This window comes from Photorhabdus sp. RM96S, assembly GCF_042879335.1.
GTDB lineage: Bacteria > Pseudomonadota > Gammaproteobacteria > Enterobacterales > Enterobacteriaceae > Photorhabdus > Photorhabdus kayaii.
The window spans coordinates 76,005-99,035 of record NZ_JBHFKT010000001.1 but is presented as its reverse complement, the minus strand read 5'-3'; the positions used below and the strand labels follow the sequence as shown (position 1 = coordinate 99,035).

Below are 23,031 nucleotides of genomic sequence, written 5' to 3'. Positions count from 1 at the left end.
AGACAGAGAGGCACATATGAATACGACTATATTGAAAGTTCGTGTTTCTGAAGAACTGAAGCACAAGCCGCCCGGGATAATAGTTTGGATATGTCTAGTTTTGTCCGTCTGGTATTAACTAGAGCAACAAAAAAACACCATGTTCCTAATGCTACAACGCAGGCAGCGATCCATGAACTGGAACATGGTGGTGATACAAGTGTAAATACCGTAGATGAACTTTGGGACAAAATAATAGATGACAAACATCTATCAAAATAATCAAAAATTTGTCATTTAATGGCCTGGGATTAATTGTGGAAGCGGAAGTAAAGTAACTTACCGCTTCACACTTCAACTCATCCTAGCTTATTTATATTACTTCAATTATCATATTGTTCTATTAGCATTCATCGATCTGGATATCGTGTCTACAATCGTTCTCGTTGTTTGATCTATTTCATAATTAAGTAAGTCACCAACTTTAATATTACTAAGATTGGTAGCCCTTAACGTTTCTGGAATTAAATTCAACTCTATGGTTTTGTCTTCTTCATTTATACCATTTATTGTCAAGCTACAACCATGTAACCCAATAAAACCTTTATGGAAAAAATATCTGACATTATCGCCAGGAATATTAATCACTAATCGATAAGTTTCACCAGTTTTAATAAAATCAACGACTTCTGCCACACCTTCAATATGCCCATATAAGCTATGACCACCATTCTCTTTATTCATTTGATGTGATCTTTCAATATTAACTTCATCCCCCACATTTAAAAATTTTAATGTGGTCACATCAGCCGTAAAATCTGATATATCAAACCAGACGATATCGTTCTTAAATTGAGTGACAGTCAGGCAAGTACCATTAATCGCAACACTGGCCCCCACAGAAACATCATCAAAGAAATGGTTATTATTACTGACGGTTAATGTACTAAACCCGTCTTTTTTATCAAGAGATAATACACTTTCTTTTCCTTGTACAATTCCAGTATACATAATCACCCTCTTTTATTTATATTAAGTGGAAATGCCCTTGTTACATTAAGAGAATTTATGGTTTATACCCGTTATCTTTCAAGTTGTCACTTTGTTGGCTGCACTCACTCACCCCGGTCACATAGTTATCTATGCTCCCGGGGATTCGCTCCTTTGCCGTCGCGATGCATCTTGAAATCCATAGGGTATATACGAATATATCTAATAAAATTTTATTAGCTCTATTAACCATATTTTCCTACCCCATATTTACAAAATATCTTTTATGTAATTGATTTAAATCAAAATTTTAATAACACATTTAAAAGCCAATAAACTACTTTACCCTATTGTTTTTAATTATATCAAGCTTTTTGTGGAATGGATGATTTTTTACTATTAAATTGATAATTATCAAACATGAGCAAAAATAGAGTCGAAAATTATTTTTCTAACTTATGGAAACACTTTACCTTGAATATTTATCATTTAATTAAAAGCATATCATAATAAAACCACCAGCCAAAGAATTATAATTCACAATATTTCATTTACAATCTCTTTTTTATTACACAAAAATAAAACCAGCTATCATTTTAAACATTTATTATGTTTTTATTTCATGAAAAATACTTTCATCCATGTTTTAAAACCAAAGCAATAATTATTTAAATTCACAAATTATTTTGATGATAAAAAAACAGACCCAATTTATTATTTTTATTTATCATGGCTATTTCTCATTAAAAACTCAGATTAATTAAGGGAAATAAATTATAGATTTAAGTTAACTAAAATATAATTACACAAATATTTTCATAAAAACATTAATTAACAATACCCCCCAACTATCAACACCAAGTTGAATAAAAAACCTATCGCTAATTAAATAATCAATATATTACTAACACTGAAAAATCACTAATGTTAGAATAATCTTATTTTTCTATACTATTCAACATTCATCAACAAAACCAAATATCCCTTTGACAAAACCTCTCCATTAGATCAATGTTATTACCATTAATGAGTCTGACAACATACGAAAAGGGAAACCCTCGTGTTATTTACCTGGAAAGCCCACGATACTAAAAACCGCCTACAGTTTTTTTCCGCCTTATGGTCCTCGTTTCCATCTTCTTGCGCTATTTATCAAACAACAGCTTGGTATTGGATCAACACCAGATTAAAGAAAAGCGGATTACCTGCAATACTATTATTGCTACCGGCAATCAATCAAGCTCAGGCCAGTCATTTTGTTAATTTTCAATCGATTGATACCAGCCTTTATATGCAATTTGAAAATCGAGTCGATCCTAGAAAAACCATTTCACCGATTTTAGAGGCTTTCGGCGACTACAGTGTCGGCGATATGTATGTCTATAGTATTTGGCAAAATTCACTGCAAGGTGATTACCAAGGTGATAAAAGCACCTACTATTATAAATTTGTCCCCAGAGTGAGCTTGAGTAAAGTCACTGGTAATGACATCTCTTTTGGACCGGTAAAAGATATTCTGTTCGCTCAATGGATTGCCAAAACTAAGGGGATAGATTACGACTATTTCCCCGGTATCAGTATTGACTGGCAAGCTAGCTGGATTGGCTGGCTACGTACAATTTTTTATTTTGAGAATAATGCCAAAGGAAGCTGGAATGATCAGCGAATTCATATCGATTACGGCATTCCCTTCAATAATAGCTTAGGGGATTTCCGGGTTGTCGGGACTTTTGACTATACCTTAGGTTTACATGGGCAATCTGAAACTATCGATTTCAAACCAGAGTTACATTACGATTTAGGAAAACTCCTTGGTCATCAACCCGGTCATTTATGGACCGGCATTGTTCTGAACCCCATAAAAAATAAATACAAAATAAGAGATACCCCTTATTATCGAACGTATCAATTTAACTATGGGATCTTTATTCGATATAGTTTTTTCTGATATCGGAATAAAATATTAGAAATTTTCTGATGGCCTTTATCCTGATGGAGTCAAAATGCCCATTCAACATGACCAGTTCGGACGTACTTATCAGTGGCTCCTACTGATACTTTTAGGTTTGATTTACTTTCTGGTCACCGCAACCACATTTACTTCGCTAGGCGTTGTATTACCTAGCATGATCAAGGAATTACACTGGAGTTGGACGGATGCCGGTCTGGGGTTCACCTTACTTGGCCTATCATGTGGGCTGTCCAGTTACCTTCCAGCGATGTTTATCCGTCGTACAGGCGTCCGCGCCACTTTGATGATTGGTACGCTCACCTTTATCACCAGTTTTTACATCCTCTATAACACCCACAGTATCGCGGCCTATTTTACCGGTACAACACTATTAGGGATCGGCTTTAGTCTTATGGCGACGGTTCCCGGCACTTATGTCATTAGCCGACTTTTTAAAAAACAGTCATTAGCTTTCGGTATCTATTTCACCATCGGTGGATTAGGGGGCGTGGTCGGTCCGTGGATCTATTTCCTGGCAACAGTATTTTGGGAAAACTGGCGTATGCACTGGGCAATTTCCGGGATATCACTCACCTTGATCAGCTTATTAACCATTTTATTTATGCGAGAAGGTAAAAAGGAAAACGCCCACGCTGAAAGAATTAGCAAAAATCAACAAGACCAGCTCCCCTCCAATATCTATCGCACCAAGGAAATATGGAATGTCCGGCAAGCACTGCACACCTGGCAATTTTATGCCATTGCTGCCGCTTATACTGCTTTTTTACTGTGTGGGATAACCGTTAATAGTTTTGCGGTCGCCCATATTACTGAAAACGGATTCAGCGAATCTGTTGCTGCTTCCTCGCTCAGTATTTTGGCTTTTATCAACGCATTCTCACGATTCGCAGGAGGCGCGGTTGGTGAATGGTTCGATCCCAAAAAAATGCTTATCGGCAGTCTGTCGATAATTATCTGTGGTCTTATCGCACTCAGTGCCACCACCTCATGGACATTTTTAATCCTGTTCACGTTGTGTATTGGCATCGGTTATGGCATGACTTTTCTGGCATCCAGTATATTGCTGTTCAATTATTTTGGGCGCACGCCTTATCTGGAACTGTTCTCGGTGATGAATTTGATCTCTACTACCGCCTGTATCGCCCCTTTTATGGTGGGCGCAATTAAGGATTATTCAGGTAGTTTTACACCGGCATTTCTCATTATCACCATACCGGTACTCACTATTTTGATTGTCACATTCATGATGCAACCACCTTCACAAATCGTGAAGAAATGTTCTGATGACAATACATTGCTCAACTGAATGCAAAAATAAAACCAACCAATAAGCCAGGGAATAGGTTCTCCACATCTCAACGAGCTTACCCATTCCCTGAATGTCTGCAAATATCGCTCTTTTACCCCTGAACCCGCCGGTATAATCCCGTACCCTGTAATAACCGAAGCCCTAACCAACTCCCACACAATGAAAGTAACAAGCTGCTGATTATTGGTAATAACAGCCACATTTGCCATTCTGGTTGCCACGGAAAATCAAATACCTTGGTCTGCAATAACCAAAGCGCAACTTCAGCGCCAAGTGCCGCAGTAAAACCCGCCATTAATCCAAGCAAAGCAAATTCATACCAAAGCGTACGACGCAGTAACTGTTTACTGGCTCCCAAGGTGCGGTAAACCACGAGTTCAAGTTGCCGTTGACGCATCCCTACCTGAACCTGTGCCAATAGCAATAATGCGCCACAAACCATGACCAACCCAACCATGACCTCTAATGCCTTACTGACCTGCTGCAAAATACCCTGAATTTGCTTAATCATCACGCCGGTATCAAGTAGGCTCAAGGTTGGAAACTGACGATTAAGATCCGTCAGAAGGCGACCCTCTCCCTCATAATGGAAACTGGTCAACCAGGTTTGCTGCTGATTCTCTAATGCTTGTTTCGGGAAAATAAACAAGAAATTTGGCCGTAAACTTTCCCAATCCACCAGTCGAATACTGCTAACTATGGCACTGAATTGCTGCGTATCACCACTAAATGTTAGCTTATCGCCGATTTTGATTGCCAAACGCTCAGCAAGACCCTGCTCAATGGAAACCTCATCCGCCTTTGGCGGCCAGTAGCCTGCAACCAAGGTATTAAACGGAGGTAACTCCTCTTTCCATGTCAGGTTCAATTCCCGCTGCACCGTGTTGCTATCCGATTCCTTGGCCTCTGCCCACGCGATGGCTGACTGACCATTGATTTCCGTCAAGCGAGCCAATACCACTGGATAGAATGCCGTAGGTTTAACCTGATACTGAGCCAGCAAATGTTCTACTTGTGGAATTTGCTGTCCAGTCATATTAATCAGAAAATAGTTTGGGCTGTCCGATGGCAATTGGTGCTGCCAACGGTCAAGCAAGTCTCCTCGGACCACCAGCAACAAAGCAAATAACATAAATGATAAAGAGAAAGCCGCCAATTGAGCTACTGTTTGAAACGGCTGCCGCAGTAGTCGATTAACCGCCAGACGAAAACTGAGTTGGCGGAGTTTCAAATGACGTAGTAACCACAATCCTCCCCAACCAAACACGGCTAGTAATAGCGCAACCATCATCATGCCTGCAAGTAACGCCCATAACATGGGCTTGGTGCCAACTAACAGACTCAGCCCACTAATGACCACCAATACCGCCAACGGCAAGTAATAACGCAACGGCCAGATAGGCGCGATAATATCATCACGCAGCACCCGTGATGGTTGGGTTGCCATTAACTGCTTGTACGGACGTATTCCCACCAGTAAGGCGATAACAGATAACGCGCCTAACGCCCATATCCACGGCCAGAATCCTGCTACAGGTAAGGTCTTCGGCAACATAGGCGCCAAAATCTGCACGAGCAGATATTCAAACATCAATCCCAGAAGCGTCCCCACCAGCGCCGCCGCAATCAATATCACCAACCATTGACCAATCACCCATTTACGCAACGCCCAACGCCCCGCACCCAGTGTTTTAAGCACCGCAATCAAATCATGGCGGCTACGGCAATAGTGAGTCATTGATACTGCTACCGCGGCGACAGCGAGTAATAACGTTAGCAAAGCCGATAACAACAAGAATTGCTGTGCCCTTTCAATAGATTTTGCGAGCGCTCCACTATCTTGTTTCAAGGTATACCAGCGCTGATCAGCTTTAAGTTGGGGATCAATGAGCTGCTGATACTGATAAACCGCTTCTTTATCACCCGAAAACATATAACGATAAGTCAGACGGCTACCCGGCTGAATCGCCCCGGTAGATTGCGCATCATCAAGATTGATCAAAATCCTTGGTGCAATCTGAAAGGGATTGAAACCACTGTCCGGTTCCTGAATTAATTCTCCGCTCACCTTAAGCGTGGTATCACCCACATCGAGATTATCGCCAACTTTGATTTTCAATAGTTCAAGCAAACGAGGCGCGACCAGCACCGTGCCTTTTTCCGCTTTCAAACCCGGTGGGTGGGTTTCCAGTTCACCATATAACGGGTAATGACTGTCCGCGGCTTTTACATTCGCAAGTTGAGGAATGTCCCCGGCATAAGTCATTGTGGTGAAAGAGAGCTGGCGACTTAATTTTAATCCCCGTTTTTTCGCCTGCTGTAACCATTCTTCATCTACCGGATAAGCAGCACGCAGGACTAAATCACCCGCCAGAAAATCCCGACTCTGGTAATGAACACTTTGATCAATGCGATCACTGATCCTGCCCAAGGCCAATACACAAGCTACCGCCAAGGTAAGAGATAACCAGACAATCAATAAAGAAGGTGTGCGCCACTCGCGCCAAAACCAACGCCAAATCATCTCTCTTCCCTCAATTTTCCATCAACCAACCGCAAGCAACGTTGACAGCGGGCCGCAAGCTGGCTGTCATGAGTGACCAAAATTAATGTTGTGGCATAATCACGATTCAGAGAAAACAGTAAATCAGCAATACGATCACCCGTTTGCCGATCCAGATTACCTGTTGGCTCATCAGCAAACAGAATTTTGGGTTGGCTGCTGAATGCCCGTGCCAATGCCACCCTCTGTTGTTCACCGCCAGAAAGTTGTGCCGGCATATGTTTCAAACGCTTCCCCAATCCCAGTTGTTCAAGCAATTCAGCCGCCTGTTTCCTGCTACTATTTTCAGACTCACCACGTAATAAAGCAGGAAGCTGGACATTCTCTAATGCGTTTAACGTCGGAATTAACATAAATGACTGAAAGACAAAACCAACACTTTTAGCCCGGAGTTGCGCTCGCTGCTCCTCATTCATCTGGCTTAAATTATGCCCTAGCAGCCGAACCTCACCGTCACTGCCATCATCTAACCCAGCAATAATGCCAAGCAATGTGGATTTACCCGAACCCGATTCTCCCACCAAAGCGATAGTCTGTGCCGACTCGACAACCAACCCAACTCCCTGCAATATAGTGATCTTATGTTCCCCCTGACCAACGTGCTTACTGAGATGCTGAACTTCAAGAATATTCCCCGTTACCATTTACTTTTCCTTTTACTGATGGTGCTATTTAGCGCCAGAGCGACTGCGGCTGATACCCTTCTGATTCTCGGTGATAGCCTTAGTGCCGGTTACCATTTGCCTATTGAACAGTCATGGCCTGCTTTAATGGAAAAAAAGTGGCAGAAATCTGGCAATAAAATCACGGTCATCAACGGCAGCATCAGCGGTAATACCACCGCTCAGGGCCTTGAGCGGCTACCTGAATTACTTAAACAACATAAACCCCGTTGGGTACTGATAGAACTGGGTGCCAACGATGGACTACGCGGTTTTCCCCCACAACAAACAGAACAAGATCTGCAACAGATCATTACCTTAGTGAAACAAGCCAATATTCAGCCTTTATTGATGCAGATCCGTCTGCCACCAAATTATGGGCGCCGTTATACCGAATCTTTTGCCAAGATTTACCCCAAACTGGCAGAACACAATCAAATCCCTCTGCTCCCGTTTTATATGGAACAAGTCGCTATTAAACCAGAGTGGGTGCAACAAGACGGATTACATCCCAATCTGGCAGCTCAACCATTTATCGCCGACTGGATGTCTGACACACTATCAGCACATCTTAATTATTCTTGAATAGTAAACTATTAGTTTCAACAAATTGATGTCTATAAACAGGTTAAAGTTATGCAAAAGTCAGTTCTTATCACAGGCTGTTCCAGTGGAATTGGTCTGGTGGCGGCCAAAACACTACATCAACGGGGCTACAGAGTATTAGCAGCTTGCCGGAAACCCGCAGATTTACAGCATATGCGCGAATTAGGACTGGAACCTATCGAATTGGATCTTGATGATAAAATGAGTGTGGAACGCGCCGCCGCCGAGGTCATCAGGCTAACTAATGGCCGTCTTTACGGACTGTTTAATAACGGCGGCTTTGGTATTTATGGCCCGCTTAATACTATCAGTCGTGAACAACTGGAACGGCAATTCTCCACCAATCTATTTGGTACACATCAACTTACCTGCTTATTACTTCCAGCAATGCAACTTCATGGTGAGGGCCGTATTATCCAAACCAGTTCAGTTATGGGACTGATTTCAACCCCAGGCCGCGGTGCTTACTCTGCCAGTAAATATGCCTTGGAAGCATGGTCAGATGCCTTAAGAATGGAATTAGCCGGAACAGGAATTAAAGCTTGTCTAATTGTCCCTGGTCCGATAAAAACACGTTTTACAGAAAACGTGAATCAAACGCAAAGCGATAAGCCGGTCAGAAACCCCAGGATCGCCCGCCATTTTGCCCTAACCCCCGAAGCTGTTGTGCGCAAACTGATTCATGCTTTGGAAAGTCCTAACCCTAAATTACGTTATCCAGTGACTTGGATAACCCACGCAGTCACTATTATGCGCCGGATTTTGCCAGGAAGAGTAATGGATAAAATACTGAGTAAACAGAATGGTACAACTTGAAAGTTAATAAAATAACCTCAATCTATTTAATTATACCCTGCAATAATCAAATTTAAGAGACTAATTATATGTTACCAACCTCTACTGGAATTAATGTTAACGAAAGTAACCTACATCAAACCGTTGAGCAGTCTATGACTGTGCCTGTTTTATTTTATTTTTGGTCTGAACGTAGCTCACATTGCCAAGAATTAGGCGTAACACTGGATAAACTGGCAGCCGAATACGCAAATCAATTCATATTGGCAAAAGTAGATTGTGATAAAGAGCAAATGGTCGCTGCACAGTTTGGCTTACGCTCCATTCCTACAGTTTATATTATGCAACAAGGTCAACCCGTAGACGGTTTTCAAGGGCCACAACCTGAAAACGTGATTAGAGAGATGCTTGCTCGTGTATTACCGAAACCGGAAGAGTTGAAAGCCGCCCAAGCAGAGGAACTTATCGCCGAAGGAAAACATCAGGAAGCACTACCGTTATTGAAAGAAGCCTGGCAATTAGCGCCCAAAAACAGTGCAATTGCACTTATGTTGACCAAAGTGCAAATTATGCTCAATAATATAGAAGAAGCCCAGGAAATTCTGAGTCTTATTCCATTACAGGATCAAGACACTCATTATCACAGTTTACTGGCTCAAATTGAGTTACAAAAGCAAGCGGCGGATACACCAGAGATCCAACAATTGCAGCAAGAATTCGCCATTCAACCGGAAAATGCAGAGCTGGCTGTTAAGCTCGCGCTGAAACTGCACGAAGTCAGCCGTAATGAAGAAGCTCTGGAATTATTACTCAGCTTCCTGAAAAAGGACCTTTCTGCTGCCAACGGCGCGGTACGGAAGACAATGATGGATATTATGTCTGCAATGGGGACCGGTAATACCTTGGCTTCGAAATACCGTCGCCAGGTTTACTCGCTGCTTTACTGATTTATTTAATTGTAAGGAATTGCTATGGATTTATTCGCTTTTGGTGCCGTACCCATTTTGATATTTATTGCGGTGGTTATTGTCTTTACTTGCGTAAAAACAGTGCCACAAGGCTATCAATGGACGGTAGAACGTTTCGGCCGTTATACCCGAACTTTATTACCGGGTTTGCATATTATCTTCCCTTTTATCGATCGCATTGGCCGTAAAATTAACATGATGGAACAAGTGTTGGATATTCCTTCACAGGAAGTGATTTCCCGCGATAACGCCAATGTTACTATTGATGCAGTCTGCTTTATTCAGGTTGTCGATCCTGTTCGGGCTGCTTATGAAGTCAGCAACCTTGAACTATCCATTATCAATCTGACAATGACCAACTTCCGTACCGTCTTGGGTTCAATGGAATTGGATGAAATGCTGTCGCAGCGTGATTCTATCAACAGTCGTCTATTACATATTGTTGATGAAGCCACTAACCCGTGGGGAGTGAAAATTACCCGTATTGAAATCCGTGATGTGCGTCCACCAAAAGAGTTGATCTCTGCCATGAACGCCCAGATGAAAGCAGAACGTACAAAACGTGCTGATATTCTGGAAGCAGAAGGTATCCGTCAGGCGGCTATTCTGAAAGCAGAAGGAGAAAAACAGTCTCAAATTCTGAAAGCAGAAGGGGAACGTCAATCGGCATTTCTCCAGGCAGAAGCACGTGAACGTGCCGCCGAAGCGGAAGCTCGCGCAACTAAAATGGTGTCCGATGCGATCTCTGACGGTAACATGCAAGCAATTAACTACTTTGTTGCCCAGAAATATACGGATGCACTGACCAGTATTGGCGCTTCCAGTAACAGCAAAGTCATTATGATGCCTCTGGAAGCGAGCAATCTAATGGGTGCGATTGGCGGTATTACTGAACTGATTGGCGAAAGCAAAAAAGGTAAATAACCATGATTGCACAGATTGCGGCGCAAACCCCTTGGCTCTGGTTCTCTTTTGGCGGCTTACTGTTAATTGCAGAGCTTCTGGGAACTGGCGGCTATCTATTATGGACGGGTATAGCCGCTATCGTTGTTGCGTTTGTCACCTGGCTGCTACCAGGAATAGATTGGGAATGGCAAGGCATTTTGTTTGCCACTCTGACGCTGCTTTCTGCAATGCTCTGGCGCTACTGGTTACGTCGCCGCCCATCAAAAGGCGGCGATACCCTGAACCAGAAAGACCACCAGCTCATCGGTATCCGAGCCAAACTGACTTCAGATACTGAAAATGGTTACAGCCGGGTCAAACTGGCGGATGGAAGCTGGCGAGTTCACTGTGATAGTGAACTACCAGCCCATACCGAAGTAGAAGTGATCGCTGTTGATGGCATTACCCTGAAAGTAAAACCGGTCAGTTCTCAGTGATGAGAGCAACAACCCGATAAATGATCTATGATGGGGCATGCAGCCCCGTCATCTCCAGGGCACTCTTCCGCCAAAGATAACAATTTACTTCTTATTTTCTGCAACTCTTCAATCGCTTTTTCTATTTCAGCCACTTTATGCAATGTTGCCGCTTTTACATCAGCACTATGACGATTGGGGTTGCGAAATAACACTAAAAACTCACGGCATTCATCAAGTGTAAAACCTACCTGTTTTGCCTGACGCAACAGCGTTAGTTCATCAATATGTTTCTGCTGATAATAACGGTAGCCGTTATCCCCCCTTTCCGGCGGCGTGATCAGATCCTTTTCTTCATAAAACCGGATCGCTTTACTGGTAAGACCGGTTTTTTGGGCAATCTCACTAATGTTCATTTTTTCCCCTTGACCTTACCCTTGAGGGAAGGTTTAACCTTCGCAACAAGTCAGAAATTCACTTGAACTGTGTAGATATCATCAATTATCACACAGGTGTGAAGAATAATTACATCACTATGTGTTAGGAGTTTTTTTATGTCACACACAACTATTTTAACCTTGCAGGGACTCTCCTGTATGCACTGTGTTAACAATGTGAAAAAGGCACTAGCAAATCGTACAGATGTGGAACAGGCGGATATCACGATTGATTATGCCAAAATCATCGGTACAGCCTCTGCTGAATCATTAATCGAAACAATTCAAGCAGCAGGTTACGATGCGATAATCGCCAGCCAACCTGATGTTGAATTGACACTCTCTGGCCTGAGTTGCATGCATTGTGCCGGTACGACTCGTAAAGCGTTGGAAGCCGTAGATGGTGTTATCGCCGCAGAGGTGAATACCGAAACAGCTAAAGTTTACGGTAAAGCCGATGCCGATACCTTAATTGCCGCTGTTGAGCAGGCGGGTTATCAAGCAAAACTCGCTTCTGGTCAAAACTCCCCAAAATCTGAGCCGCTGACATTACCTGCTTCAAACAGACCGGAACCTTTGGCAGCGGCAACCTCCTCTGTTCCGGTCGAAAAAACTGACGTATCCGTTGTGAATGATAGCGATGAGAGCATCCAGTTGCTGTTGGATGGCATGACTTGCGCTAGCTGTGTGAATAAAGTTCAGAAAGCATTACAAGGCGTTGATGGCGTGGAAAATGCCAGAGTGAATCTTGCTGAACGCAGTGCTTTAATTACCGGTAGTGCCTCAGCGGAGGCACTGATTAAAGCAGTAGAAAAAGCCGGGTATGGCGCAGAACTGATTCAGGACGAAACTGAACGGCGTGAACGCCAGCAACAAGTTTCTGATGCTAATATGCGCCGTTTTCGTTGGCAGTCAGCATTAGCCTTAGTCGTCGGTATTCCCGTGATGGTATGGGGCATGATGGGCGATAATATGATGCTCACACCTGAAAACCATCATATCTGGCTGACTATCGGCGTTATCACGCTTGCCGTGATGATTTTTGCCGGTGGTCACTTCTATCGCAATGCGTGGCAAAGCCTGAAAAACGGCAGTGCGACAATGGATACATTAGTGGCATTGGGAACTGGCGCAGCCTGGCTTTACTCCATCAGTGTCAACCTATGGCCAGATATTTTTCCACCACAAGCTCGTCATCTCTATTATGAAGCCAGCGCGATGATTATCGGTCTGATAAACTTGGGGCATGCTCTGGAACAACGTGCCCGTCAGCGTTCTTCAAAAGCACTGGAGCGTCTGCTGGATCTGACACCACCGACTGCCCGTGTGGTGACAGGAGATGGCGAAAAAGAGATGCGATTGGCTGACGTCAAACCCGGCATGACGTTACGTCTGACAACCGGTGATCGCGTTCCCGTTGATGGTGAAATCATTCAAGGTGAGGTTTGGATAGATGAGGCAATGCTCACCGGTGAGCCGATTCCACAGCAAAAAACCAAAGGCGATAACATTCATGCCGGTACGACGGTGCAAGACGGTACAGTACTGTTTACTGCCGCCGCGGTTGGCAGCCAGACAACATTAGCTCGAATTATTAAACTGGTCCGTCAGGCACAAAGCAGTAAGCCAGAAATTGGTCAGTTAGCAGATAAAATTTCCTCCGTGTTTGTTCCCGTTGTTGTCGCAATTGCCCTGATTGCCGGTGCTATTTGGTATTTCGTTGGGCCAGCACCACAGATGATGTATTCATTGGTCATTATTACCACTGTGTTGATTATTGCCTGCCCCTGTGCCCTTGGGCTGGCGACCCCGATGTCAATTATCTCTGGTGTCGGCCGAGCAGCAGAATTCGGGGTACTGGTTCGGGATGCCGATGCACTGCAACAAGCTAGCACATTGGATACCATTGTTTTCGATAAAACCGGTACGCTGACGGAAGGTATGCCTCAATTGACTGATATACATACCTTTAATGGGTACAGTGAACAAGAGGTATTGCGTTGGGCGGGTGCACTGGAAAAAGGTTCTAACCATCCATTAGCCAAAGCCATTCTTGCTAAAGCCGAAGGGCTGGAATTACCGCAAGTTGAACAATTCCGCACTCTGGCTGGGCTGGGTATCAGTGGTGAAGTCAATGGCACAACCTTGTTGCTAGGTAATCAAGCCTGGCTAGAACAAAATCAAGTCGATACGCAAGAATTAAAACCGCTGATTGCTCAACAGGCAGAACAAAGCATCACACCGGTTCTTCTGGCAGCAGGAGGTAAAGCGGCGGCAGTGCTATCAATTCGCGATCCACTGCGTGAAGATACCATGACTGCATTGCAACGATTACATCACCAAGGCTACCGTTTAGTGATGCTAACCGGTGATAATCCGGTGACTGCCAATGCGATTGCAAAAGAAGCGGGTATTGATCAAGTGATTGCGGGTGTATTACCTGATGGCAAAGCTGAAGCTATCCAGAAATTGCAAGCAGCAGGTCGCAAGGTTGCTATGGTGGGGGATGGCATTAACGATGCTCCTGCCCTAGCGCAGGCTGATGTGGGGATTGCAATGGGAGGTGGTAGCGATATCGCCATTGAAACTGCCGCAATAACGCTAATGCGTCATAGTCTACATGGTGTGGCTGATGCGGTTGAGCTATCCAAAGGCACTCTGCGCAATATGAAACAAAACCTATTAGGCGCATTTATCTACAACACATTGGGGATTCCCATTGCCGCTGGTGTGCTCTATCCCTTTACTGGAACCCTGTTAGATCCGGTAGTCGCAGGTGCGGCAATGGCGCTGTCTTCAATTACGGTGGTGAGTAATGCTAACCGCTTATTGAGGTTTAAACCTAAAACCACGAAAATGAGTTAGATTTAGTGATATTGGGGTAAATTGTAAAAATTTGTCATCCCTGCACTCTTTACACTTTTACCCTATCACCCCTCGCCAATTTGTGGACAAATTACTTCAGTTATAACCACCTCTGCTGACTGGCTGCGATTAATGCAGCCCAGCCATCGGGCGGATTTCCTCGTCCCAACATCTTCTCAAAGACTGTATAGGGATCGGACTTACTACCTTCCGAACGCAAGGTCTCCTCATCGTTGATCCAGGCATACACAATGATCCTAGCTCTGGAATCATAACGGAAGAACAAGCGGAACCTTCGACCAATTTTAGCTCGCCGCCAGTGGCGATAGGCGGCCCCTAAGGTATTACCTTGCCGATACTCGTTCCGGGAAGGATCACTTGGCACCACATCTAGAATCAATTTGCTCAACGCCCGAAACAGCTTGACATTCGGATTGCTCTCAAACCCGTGAAGATCACTCTTCTCGGCCCTTTTTACTGCATCATGCAGCTTCCGAAGCTGTTGTATCACACATGAGTGATACAACAGTGTCCATCCATGTCGCTGCATCAAATCACCACATCTCCGTCAATATTCTCATTCAGATCGATAGCGTGACCAGCATTGTACTGCATAGCCTCTTCCAGTTCCTTAGGTAAACCACTCACATGATGCCCAGCCTGAATATCCGCAGACAATAGCTCAAGGAATGCCCCAATGACAGGATCTTCATGCTCAATCCCTACACGAGTCACGACTACCTCACCATCACGCAACTCAAAGGCCAGCTTACTACCTGTATCAACACCTAATGCCTGACGGATAGACCTAGGTATCGTTATCTGGCCTTTGGAAGTCAATGTTGCAAGTTCATAGATAGATGTCATAACAAATCTCCAATTATTACTTCAATCAAAGTGTAAGGAATATTCCTTACATCGTCAAGATAACCTAGTAACGGTGAATATCAATCTACTGACTCTCTATACCCGTCATCTTTCAAGTTGCCTCTTTGTTGGCTGCACTCACTCACCCCGGTCACATAGTTATCTATGCTCCCGGGGATTCGCTCCCTTGCCGCCGCGATGCATCTTGAAATCCATAGGGTATATACCCAAGAGACTGTGATAGGTGCTAAAAGGCTAGTAAGATAAATGGAAGGAACAGGAAAAATCTCCTTGTATACTGATACTAATAAAAAGAAACATTCAATGGAAATAAATAAAGATACAGCGGAAGTACAGCTATAATATTGATAATCACCTTAAAAATATAAATGCTAAACCGGAACACAAATGGGACGACTGATTAAACACCTTACCAATATATTGGGAATAAAGTCTTCCCACCGTTATCCCTATCCCGCTCACGATATTACACTGGCAGGTGATAGACATTTGCACCTGGTAGGCAGTATTCACATGGGTACGAAAAATATGTTCCCACTTTCGGAAATATTGATAGAACAACTTAATCTATCCGATACATTAATCGTGGAAGCAGATATTATTCAGGCAGATTCCCCATTTCATGATGAATTTCAATCATATCACCGCATCGAACAACGTTTATCTTCTGAGATGTACCAGAATTTTCAAGACTGCTGCAATGAAATCCAACAGCAGGAAGAATTCCTCAATTTATTACCCTCATGGCAAATCGCTTTAATTTTACAAGCAGGACAAGCACAAAACCTTGGATTGCATCCCCACTACGGTATCGATTATCAGCTACTGAATTCAGCCAAAGCGCAAGGGAAAACGGTTATTGAACTAGAAGGTACTGAATCACAAATTAATTTACTTAATCAAATTCCCAATAACGGCCTGCCACTACTGGAAGATACATTAACCCATTGGCACGCAAATGCCCGCGCTTTACAAACCATGATCAGTTGGTGGATGGACTATCAACCTGAACAGCAAGAGCATGCTTTACCAACAACTTTTAGTAAAGAGATATACCAACTATTGATGACTGAACGTAATAAACGATGGAATAAGCGTTTACGGAAATTACCTACCGGTCGATATCTTGTCGCTGTTGGTGCTTTGCATCTGTATGGTGAAGGGAATTTGCCTCAGATGCTGACAGAAGAACAGGATTAAAAAAAGGCCAATATTACATACATTGCTATAATATTGGCCAATCATATGAGGAATAATCTGTCATTTTCGTTGTTCTTATTAAGTGCGGGATATTACCTGTTTGTATACAAGCAACAGAGCCATAGTCAGATTATCAATTCCATCATTCCATTTCATCCGTTATCCTTAATTATAAAATTACCCTATGTAATGAAATTATGACACCTGCGATCATTTTGTTAGAAAAACAGAAAGTTAGCTTCTCTCTTCATACCTATGAGCACGACAAAAATGAGCATAACTTTGGTGATGAAGCAGTGAGGAAATTAAGACTCAATGCCAAGCAAGTATTCAAGACCTTGCTGGTTGCACTTAATGGTGAGGCTAAAAATTTGGTGGTAGCCGTCACCCCCGTTTCAAGTGAGCTGGACTTAAAAAAGGTCGCCAAAGTTTTTAAAGTCAAAAAAGCAGAAATGGCTGATCCCCAAATCGCCCAGAAAGTGACAGGGTATCTCGTCGGCGGGATCAGTCCGCTAGGACAGAAAAAACACTTGCCAACAGTTATTGATAACCAAGCGCAACAGTTCCCAACTATATTTGTCTCGGGTGGTAAACGAGGGGTAGATATTGAATTGGCGTCGTCTGATCTCTGTAGATTACTGAGAGGCAATTTCGCTGATATTGCAAAAACTTAAATTATTACCCCAAAAGGGCGGCCAAAATTGCAGCCCTTTCGATTTATCATTCTGTCAGGGATTATTGATAAATAATTTCACCCTTTGGCTCATAATCAGCCGCTTTCAGTGGTGAATGCTTCTCGATATAGTCTTTCAAAACTTCTGCATCAACAAAACCGGTGTTGACATAGGTTGGATAATTATCAACACGTGGATAGCCATCACCACCAATAGCATTAAAGTCAAGCATTGCCATGCGGTAAGTTTTATTCGGCTCTAGTGGCTTTCCACCGATTTTTACCTCTTTAACACCTTTACCATCAGCAATCAGGCTAACATTCAAAAACTGTGCATAAGCACCAGAGTCAACTTTCATATTAGCAATCGCCGCCAGATATTGTTTGACTTCATTGCCTTTCATATCAACGTAAACCAATGTGTTGGCAAATGGATGCACTTTCAACACATCTTTATAAGTGATATCACCTGATTCAATCGAATCGCGAATACCACCACCACTCATAATCGCAAAATCAGCACCCGCGCGTTCCATCATGGCAGAAAGAGCAACATGGGCCATATTAGTCTGAACAAAACGAACTTTGCTACGATCCCCTTCCAATTTACCCTCAATAGAACCCACTTTTACACCAAGTTGTTTATCACCTTTATCTTGATAAGGCATCAGCAACTTTAACATATCCGGGTTTTGTGCAATTTCATGAGTGTAGTAAGCACGTTCAGTAGAACCATCTTCCTTCTGCACTTTCTTTTTGAGGTTAATAGGGATCAACTGATAGTGAGTCAGCTTTAATTCACCATTACGGAACTGGAAGTCAGCACGACCAACATATTTACCCCACTCATGAGCCTGAACAATCCAGGTACCGTTCTGACGATCCGGCGAACATGGGGTTCCTGGCACATAATCGATCTGCTTATAATTTTTATTTTCCGCAGACATACAGACCGGATCTTGTGAGTGACCACCGACAATCATATCCAGATAGCCCGCAGGCAAACTGCGAGCCATTTCAACATCACCCGGCGCATTAGAACCATGATTACCGTTGTCATAGTGCCCCATATGGGTTGCGGCAATAATCACATCTGGCTTTTCATCTCTCTTTAGTTCTTCAACAACCATTTTGGCTTCTGTCGCAGGAACACGAAATTCAACATCAGGAAAATTAGCCGGGTTACCGATTTTCGCCGTATCATCAGTCGTCAGGCCAATAACTGCAATTTTCACACCCTGTTTATCGAAAATGGTATAAGGTTTGAACAAACGTTTGCCAGTGCTTGTTTGGTAAATATTGGCAGCCAGAAATGGAAAAGTTGCCCATTTTTCCTGTTGACGCAGTATTGACAGAGGATTATCAAACTCATGGTTACCCAACGCCATTGCATCATAGCCCACCAAGTTCATGCCTTTAAAATCAGGTTCGGCATTTTGCAGATCAGATTCTGGTACACCGGTATTAATATCTCCGCCGGAAAGCAGTAACACACTACCCCCTTTTTTCACGACCTCCTGACGGATTTCATCAACCACCGTTTTTTGAGCGGCTAAACCATATTCACCATAATCGTTATGCCAAAAATGACCATGATGGTCATTGGTGTGCAAAATGGTAATGTTATAGGTTTTATCCTTCTCCCATGCATTTGCGATTGCTGGAAGTAGTGCTATAGATACAACCAAAGCACAAGCTGAGGTCTTGAACGAGAATTTCATGGTATATCTCCATGTTTTTTTAGTGAATTGCCATGCAAAAACAGCTTTTAAAGCTAACAAGGCGGGATAAATTGATCATTTCTTGAGACAGGTTATGTTATGCAGTTATTAACACATGTTTTGTTTCGTCTTTGCGAGAATACTATATACCCGTCATCTTTCAAGTTGCCTCTTTGTTGGCTGCACTCGCTCACCCCGGTCACATCGTTATCTATGTTCCCGGGGATTCACTCCCTTGCCGTCGCGATGCATCTTGAAATCCATAGGGTATAAAACTATATCCAAGATAGTAAAAAATCAACTCTCTGCCTAATATGTATTAAAATTCAACAAATAACCAATATACTGACTATTGATTAAGACAGGCTGGCAGCTAATATGAGCGAACAAAGCAATACCACCATAGTTCCATCTCACCCCAAAAAAACCAGGAATACCGTTTTTACTATTCTTGGAGCAATCAGTGTTTCACACTTATTGAACGATATGATCCAATCGCTAATTCTAGCAATTTATCCTTTACTACAATTAGAATTCAACCTGAGTTTTGTGCAAATCGGTATGATCACCCTGACTTATCAGATTACCGCCTCTTTATTACAACCACTGATAGGTCTCTATACTGATAAACATCCACAGCCCTATTCATTACCTGTTGGAATGAGTTTCACCTTATCCGGTCTATTATTGCTGGCCTATGCCAACAATTTCCCGTTAATTCTATTAGCATCTGCATTAATCGGAACAGGTTCTTCGGTATTCCACCCGGAATCGTCGCGCGTAGCACGTATGGCATCCGGTGGCCGCCACGGACTAGCTCAATCTCTTTTTCAAGTCGGCGGTAATTTTGGCAGCTCCCTTGGACCATTGCTGGCCGCTCTGTTTATTGCTCCCTATGGCAGAGGCAACGTTGGCTGGTTTTCTTTGGCAGCATTACTGGGTATCATCGTGCTGCTACAGATCAGTAAATGGTATAACACTCAGAATTATATCAAGAAAAACCAAGCCAAAACTGGCCCTGCCATTAAAGTTTTATCAAGAAAAACCGTGATAGGTTCCTTAGTTATTTTGCTAATCTTAATCTTTTCCAAATATTTTTATCTCACCAGTATCAGTAGCTATTATACTTTTTACTTAATACACAAATTTGGCATTTCTGTACAAAGCGCCCAGTTTCATCTGTTTATTTTTTTATTCGCAGTTGCAGCAGGAACCATTATTGGTGGACCGCTTGGTGACAGGATCGGCAGAAAGTATGTTATCTGGATATCTATCCTTGGAGTTGCACCTTTTACCTTAGTTCTGCCTTACGCTTCTCTGTACTGGACAAGTATTCTATCAGTGATTATTGGTGTGATTCTGGCATCTGCGTTCTCTGCAATCCTGGTATACGCTCAGGAACTTATTCCAGGTAAAACCGGGATGGTATCCGGCCTGTTTTTCGGGCTGGCTTTTGGTATGGGAGGTATTGGCGCAGCGGTACTTGGTGATATTGCGGACAGAACAAGTATTGAACTGGTTTATCAGATTTGTGCTTTTCTGCCGTTACTTGGCATATTTACCGCTTTATTACCTAATATAGAAGATAAGAATTAGAAAAATCACCATGCAACCCCACATAAAAGTTAATTTTTATGTGGGAATAGTGCTTGTTTACCTCATAAATATTCAAATAGAGCAACACAAATACCTGTTACGGGTAGTTTAATCCTTTCAATCTATATTTTTTGATGTTTTATTCATTTTTTTAGCGAATTTACCTCGAATTATCTATAAAATACAGTTACACCTACCTCTTCACTATGCTATTTACTAGCCTCAGCAAGAAGGAGTCTTAATGGAGCACTCGACACCACTTATCACCACTATCGTTGGCGCGTTCTTTATCGCTTATCTGCTTGGTATGCTGGCACAACGCCTGAAAATCTCACCGCTGGTTGGTTACCTTACTGCGGGAGTACTCGCTGGTCCTTTCACTCCTGGTTTTGTCGCTGATGCATCACTGGCCCCCGAGCTGGCAGAAATTGGTGTCATCTTATTGATGTTTGGTGTCGGACTGCATTTTTCACTCAAAGATCTGTTAGCAGTAAAATCTATTGCTATCCCTGGTGCTATTGCACAAATACTGGTCGCGACACTACTCGGAGTAGGGCTATCAGCAATACTGGGTTGGGAATTATTTAGCGGTATCGTCTTTGGTCTCTGTCTATCAACCGCCAGTACCGTTGTTCTGTTACGAGCGCTAGAAGAGCGCCAACTAATCGATAGCCAACGAGGTCAAATAGCTATTGGCTGGCTGATTGTCGAAGATCTAGCGATGGTGCTGACTCTGGTATTACTGCCCGCGGCTGCCGGTATTCTTGGTAATAAGGAAGCCAATATTGGGCAATTAATTATAGAGCTCGCCATGACAATCGGTAAAGTTATCGCTTTTATCTTGCTGATGATTGTTGTTGGCCGCCGTCTAATCCCGTGGGTACTGGCAAAAACCGCGAGTACCGGCTCCAGGGAACTATTTACCCTTGCTGTACTGGTTATCGCCTTAGGTATCGCTTACGGTGCCGTTGCTCTGTTTGATGCCTCATTCGCACTAGGCGCGTTCTTCGCCGGTATGGTATTAAACGAATCAGAACTAAGCCACCGTGCCGCCCAGGATACGCTGCCACTCAGAGATGCTTTCGCCGTATTATTCTTCGTTTCTGTTGGCATGCTGTTCGACCCAATGGTCCTCATTCAACAGCCCCTATCGATATTGGCAACGTTGGCAATCATTATTATTGGTAAGTCCGCCGCGGCAATGTTACTTGTAAAGATGTTCGGCCACTCACGCCGGACCGCGTTAACGATTTCAGTCAGCCTGGCGCAAATCGGTGAATTTGCCTTTATTCTGGCTGGTCTTGGGGTTGCACTCGGCCTGCTTGATGGAAATGCCCGTAACCTTGTTCTGGCTGGCGCGATTGTTTCTATCATGCTAAATCCAGTTCTATTTAGTCTGTTGGATCGCTATCTGGAAAAAACAGAAACTATTGAGGAACAGTTACTGGAAGAAACGTTGGAAGAAGAGACGCAAATTCCTGTCGATATCTGCGGCCACACTATCGTTGTCGGCTACGGGCGTGTCGGCAGCTTACTATGCCAACGCTTGCAGGAAAAAGAGATCCCTCTGGTTGTTATTGAAAACACCAGAGCCAAATTTGAGGAACTCGGTGAACAAGGTATTAGTGCAATCATGGGCAACGCTGCCAGCAAAGATATTATGTCACTGGCACGCTTAGATTGCGCCTGCTCCCTCCTACTGACTATTCCTAATGGCTATGAAGCAGGTGAGATTGTCGCCTGTGCAAGGGAAGCACGCCCGGATATTAATATTATCGTCCGAGCCGACTATGACGATGAAGTTACCTATATCACAGAGCGTGGAGCTAGCCACGTCATTATTGGTGAGCATGAAATTGCTAAAACAATGGCAACTGTATTCGCCAACAGTGAGCAAAGCTATTCGATTGAACCACCTCCAGCATCGCCTTTTTCGCCATTACTTTGAGGAAAGTGACTGCTGATGGAATCATTCCCTATTCCTTGCCGAGTAGGGATCATGAACCGTTCTTATCACTTAAGTATCATTGATAAGAACGGCTCAGAGGGAACAAAACTTTCAGTTGAAGTATTGCTTTACTCAATTCTGTACAACAAAAATCAATCGGATTATCAATTAATCCTTAGCCCATTTAAAACAAGATTCAGCAACCCATTGAGGTAAATATTTTTTATTAATAGCGGGTAAATACCATGTATTGAATTTTTTGCGTTGCTTAACATGATCATGGTATTTACCCAGCTACAACAAGGAAACTCTATACCCGTTATCTTTCAAGTTGCCTCTTTGTTGGCTGCACTCGCTCACCCCGGTCACATAGTTATCTATGCTCCCGGGGATTCACTCCCTTGCCGCCGCGATGCATCTTGAAATCCATAGGGTATATACAATCCAAGCTACCTTCAACCACTATTAGCTTAATGAGACTATTAATGAAAAAGCCAA

Annotated in this window: 21 protein-coding genes; 13 read left to right on the top strand and 8 right to left on the bottom strand. The window is 43.2% G+C overall.

Translation table 11 applies throughout. From position 1 onward, the window contains the following. The first annotated feature begins 90 nt into the window (after nt 1-90). Complete coding sequence (locus ACGF49_RS00485; RefSeq protein ID WP_158536466.1) at nt 91-261, top strand: hypothetical protein; 171 nt, start codon at nt 91-93, stop codon at nt 259-261. Nucleotides 262-369: 108 nt separating this feature from the next. Here ACGF49_RS00485 and ACGF49_RS00480 read toward each other — a convergent pair whose 3' ends face one another. Continuing rightward, nucleotides 370-990 (bottom strand): riboflavin synthase subunit alpha, encoded by a 621-nt coding sequence (locus ACGF49_RS00480; protein ID WP_113040858.1) that lies wholly within the window; start codon nt 988-990, stop codon nt 370-372. A 55-nt stretch (nt 991-1,045) separates the two neighbouring features. Next, nucleotides 1,046-1,222: a hypothetical protein gene (locus ACGF49_RS00475; RefSeq protein ID WP_158536465.1), complete on the bottom strand. Its 177-nt coding sequence runs from the start codon at nt 1,220-1,222 to the stop codon at nt 1,046-1,048. A gap of 807 nt (nt 1,223-2,029) precedes the next feature. Between ACGF49_RS00475 and ACGF49_RS00470 the strand changes: the two genes are divergently transcribed. Beyond that, on the top strand, nt 2,030-2,917 hold the full coding sequence (locus ACGF49_RS00470) for an outer membrane protein OmpK (protein WP_387488851.1): 888 nt from the start codon (nt 2,030-2,032) through the stop codon (nt 2,915-2,917). 55 nt (nt 2,918-2,972) lie between these two features. Beyond that, entirely contained in the window at nt 2,973-4,247 is a 1,275-nt protein-coding gene (locus ACGF49_RS00465; protein ID WP_228901775.1) for a CynX/NimT family MFS transporter, read from the top strand. A 94-nt stretch (nt 4,248-4,341) separates the two neighbouring features. On the opposite strand, the gene ybbP is transcribed toward ACGF49_RS00465, so the two are convergent. Both ybbP and ybbA read right to left on the bottom strand, forming a co-directional pair. Then, nucleotides 4,342-6,774 (bottom strand): putative ABC transporter permease subunit YbbP, encoded by a 2,433-nt coding sequence (ybbP, locus tag ACGF49_RS00460; protein ID WP_387488848.1) that lies wholly within the window; start codon nt 6,772-6,774, stop codon nt 4,342-4,344. Next, on the bottom strand, nt 6,771-7,457 hold the full coding sequence (gene ybbA, locus ACGF49_RS00455; protein ID WP_271858924.1) for a putative ABC transporter ATP-binding protein YbbA: 687 nt from the start codon (nt 7,455-7,457) through the stop codon (nt 6,771-6,773). Before ybbA ends, ybbP begins: the two co-directional genes overlap by 4 nt. On the opposite strand from ybbA, the gene tesA reads away from it, so the two are divergent. The 5 genes from tesA to ACGF49_RS00430 all read left to right on the top strand — a co-directional run bounded on the left by tesA (nt 7,428) and on the right by ACGF49_RS00430 (nt 11,226). Further along, nucleotides 7,428-8,060: a multifunctional acyl-CoA thioesterase I/protease I/lysophospholipase L1 gene (gene tesA, locus ACGF49_RS00450; RefSeq protein WP_387488969.1), complete on the top strand. Its 633-nt coding sequence runs from the start codon at nt 7,428-7,430 to the stop codon at nt 8,058-8,060. The genes ybbA and tesA overlap by 30 nt on opposite strands. Before the next feature lie 51 nt (nt 8,061-8,111). Then, a complete protein-coding gene (locus tag ACGF49_RS00445; RefSeq protein ID WP_349010661.1) occupies nt 8,112-8,897 on the top strand; it encodes an SDR family oxidoreductase in 786 nt (261 codons plus the stop codon). A gap of 68 nt (nt 8,898-8,965) precedes the next feature. Beyond that, nucleotides 8,966-9,823: a co-chaperone YbbN gene (locus tag ACGF49_RS00440; RefSeq protein WP_387488845.1), complete on the top strand. Its 858-nt coding sequence runs from the start codon at nt 8,966-8,968 to the stop codon at nt 9,821-9,823. A gap of 24 nt (nt 9,824-9,847) precedes the next feature. After that, complete coding sequence (locus ACGF49_RS00435) at nt 9,848-10,768, top strand: SPFH domain-containing protein (protein WP_387488842.1); 921 nt, start codon at nt 9,848-9,850, stop codon at nt 10,766-10,768. Nucleotides 10,769-10,770: 2 nt separating this feature from the next. Further along, on the top strand, nt 10,771-11,226 hold the full coding sequence (locus tag ACGF49_RS00430; RefSeq protein WP_113040851.1) for an NfeD family protein: 456 nt from the start codon (nt 10,771-10,773) through the stop codon (nt 11,224-11,226). Here ACGF49_RS00430 and cueR read toward each other — a convergent pair. Next, nucleotides 11,220-11,621 carry a Cu(I)-responsive transcriptional regulator gene (gene cueR, locus ACGF49_RS00425; RefSeq protein ID WP_112877971.1) on the bottom strand — a complete coding sequence of 134 codons (402 nt, stop codon included), beginning with the start codon at nt 11,619-11,621 and terminating at the stop codon, nt 11,220-11,222. The genes ACGF49_RS00430 and cueR overlap by 7 nt on opposite strands. A 138-nt stretch (nt 11,622-11,759) precedes the next feature. On the opposite strand from cueR, the gene copA reads away from it, so the two are divergent. Continuing rightward, on the top strand, nt 11,760-14,507 hold the full coding sequence (gene copA, locus ACGF49_RS00420; RefSeq protein WP_387488839.1) for a copper-exporting P-type ATPase CopA: 2,748 nt from the start codon (nt 11,760-11,762) through the stop codon (nt 14,505-14,507). Between the two features lie 100 nt (nt 14,508-14,607). Here copA and ACGF49_RS00415 read toward each other — a convergent pair whose 3' ends face one another. Then, nucleotides 14,608-15,057: a type II toxin-antitoxin system YhaV family toxin gene (locus ACGF49_RS00415; protein ID WP_113040849.1), complete on the bottom strand. Its 450-nt coding sequence runs from the start codon at nt 15,055-15,057 to the stop codon at nt 14,608-14,610. After that, complete coding sequence (locus ACGF49_RS00410; protein ID WP_113040848.1) at nt 15,057-15,374, bottom strand: type II toxin-antitoxin system PrlF family antitoxin; 318 nt, start codon at nt 15,372-15,374, stop codon at nt 15,057-15,059. Before ACGF49_RS00410 ends, ACGF49_RS00415 begins: the two co-directional genes overlap by 1 nt. Before the next feature lie 408 nt (nt 15,375-15,782). On the opposite strand from ACGF49_RS00410, the gene ACGF49_RS00405 reads away from it, so the two are divergent. Together ACGF49_RS00405 and ybaK are read left to right on the top strand one after the other, a co-directional pair. Next, nucleotides 15,783-16,595 carry a TraB/GumN family protein gene (locus ACGF49_RS00405; protein ID WP_228901793.1) on the top strand — a complete coding sequence of 271 codons (813 nt, stop codon included), beginning with the start codon at nt 15,783-15,785 and terminating at the stop codon, nt 16,593-16,595. A 197-nt stretch (nt 16,596-16,792) separates the two neighbouring features. Then, nucleotides 16,793-17,269 (top strand): Cys-tRNA(Pro)/Cys-tRNA(Cys) deacylase YbaK, encoded by a 477-nt coding sequence (gene ybaK / locus ACGF49_RS00400; RefSeq protein WP_387488835.1) that lies wholly within the window; start codon nt 16,793-16,795, stop codon nt 17,267-17,269. Between the two features lie 61 nt (nt 17,270-17,330). On the opposite strand, the gene ushA is transcribed toward ybaK, so the two are convergent. Next, nucleotides 17,331-18,989 (bottom strand): bifunctional UDP-sugar hydrolase/5'-nucleotidase UshA, encoded by a 1,659-nt coding sequence (ushA, locus tag ACGF49_RS00395; protein ID WP_387488833.1) that lies wholly within the window; start codon nt 18,987-18,989, stop codon nt 17,331-17,333. Between the two features lie 378 nt (nt 18,990-19,367). On the opposite strand from ushA, the gene ACGF49_RS00390 reads away from it, so the two are divergent. Both ACGF49_RS00390 and ybaL read left to right on the top strand, forming a co-directional pair. Beyond that, nucleotides 19,368-20,585 (top strand): MFS transporter, encoded by a 1,218-nt coding sequence (locus ACGF49_RS00390; RefSeq protein WP_113040844.1) that lies wholly within the window; start codon nt 19,368-19,370, stop codon nt 20,583-20,585. A 241-nt stretch (nt 20,586-20,826) separates the two neighbouring features. Further along, nucleotides 20,827-22,533, top strand: a complete 1,707-nt coding sequence (gene ybaL / locus ACGF49_RS00385; RefSeq protein ID WP_113040843.1) for a YbaL family putative K(+) efflux transporter — start codon at nt 20,827-20,829, stop codon at nt 22,531-22,533. The last annotated feature ends 498 nt before the right edge of the window (nt 22,534-23,031 follow it).

What these genes read in the sequence shown, in the direction of transcription:
- ACGF49_RS00475 (WP_158536465.1), bottom strand. Translation starts at nt 1,222, where the DNA reads ATGGTTAATAGAGCTAATAAAATTTTATTAGATATATTCGTATATACC.
- ACGF49_RS00415 (WP_113040849.1), bottom strand. Translation starts at nt 15,057, where the DNA reads ATGCAGCGACATGGATGGACACTGTTGTATCACTCATGTGTGATACAA.
- ACGF49_RS00465 (WP_228901775.1), top strand. Translation starts at nt 2,973, where the DNA reads ATGCCCATTCAACATGACCAGTTCGGACGTACTTATCAGTGGCTCCTA.
- ACGF49_RS00435 (WP_387488842.1), top strand. Translation starts at nt 9,848, where the DNA reads ATGGATTTATTCGCTTTTGGTGCCGTACCCATTTTGATATTTATTGCG.
- ACGF49_RS00485 (WP_158536466.1), top strand. Translation starts at nt 91, where the DNA reads ATGTCTAGTTTTGTCCGTCTGGTATTAACTAGAGCAACAAAAAAACAC.
- ACGF49_RS00440 (WP_387488845.1), top strand. Translation starts at nt 8,966, where the DNA reads ATGTTACCAACCTCTACTGGAATTAATGTTAACGAAAGTAACCTACAT.
- ACGF49_RS00390 (WP_113040844.1), top strand. Translation starts at nt 19,368, where the DNA reads ATGAGCGAACAAAGCAATACCACCATAGTTCCATCTCACCCCAAAAAA.
- ACGF49_RS00445 (WP_349010661.1), top strand. Translation starts at nt 8,112, where the DNA reads ATGCAAAAGTCAGTTCTTATCACAGGCTGTTCCAGTGGAATTGGTCTG.
- ushA (WP_387488833.1), bottom strand. Translation starts at nt 18,989, where the DNA reads ATGAAATTCTCGTTCAAGACCTCAGCTTGTGCTTTGGTTGTATCTATA.
- ACGF49_RS00410 (WP_113040848.1), bottom strand. Translation starts at nt 15,374, where the DNA reads ATGACATCTATCTATGAACTTGCAACATTGACTTCCAAAGGCCAGATA.
- copA (WP_387488839.1), top strand. Translation starts at nt 11,760, where the DNA reads ATGTCACACACAACTATTTTAACCTTGCAGGGACTCTCCTGTATGCAC.
- ybbP (WP_387488848.1), bottom strand. Translation starts at nt 6,774, where the DNA reads ATGATTTGGCGTTGGTTTTGGCGCGAGTGGCGCACACCTTCTTTATTG.
- ACGF49_RS00430 (WP_113040851.1), top strand. Translation starts at nt 10,771, where the DNA reads ATGATTGCACAGATTGCGGCGCAAACCCCTTGGCTCTGGTTCTCTTTT.
- ybaL (WP_113040843.1), top strand. Translation starts at nt 20,827, where the DNA reads ATGGAGCACTCGACACCACTTATCACCACTATCGTTGGCGCGTTCTTT.
- ybbA (WP_271858924.1), bottom strand. Translation starts at nt 7,457, where the DNA reads ATGGTAACGGGGAATATTCTTGAAGTTCAGCATCTCAGTAAGCACGTT.
- ybaK (WP_387488835.1), top strand. Translation starts at nt 16,793, where the DNA reads ATGACACCTGCGATCATTTTGTTAGAAAAACAGAAAGTTAGCTTCTCT.
- ACGF49_RS00405 (WP_228901793.1), top strand. Translation starts at nt 15,783, where the DNA reads ATGGGACGACTGATTAAACACCTTACCAATATATTGGGAATAAAGTCT.
- cueR (WP_112877971.1), bottom strand. Translation starts at nt 11,621, where the DNA reads ATGAACATTAGTGAGATTGCCCAAAAAACCGGTCTTACCAGTAAAGCG.
- ACGF49_RS00480 (WP_113040858.1), bottom strand. Translation starts at nt 990, where the DNA reads ATGTATACTGGAATTGTACAAGGAAAAGAAAGTGTATTATCTCTTGAT.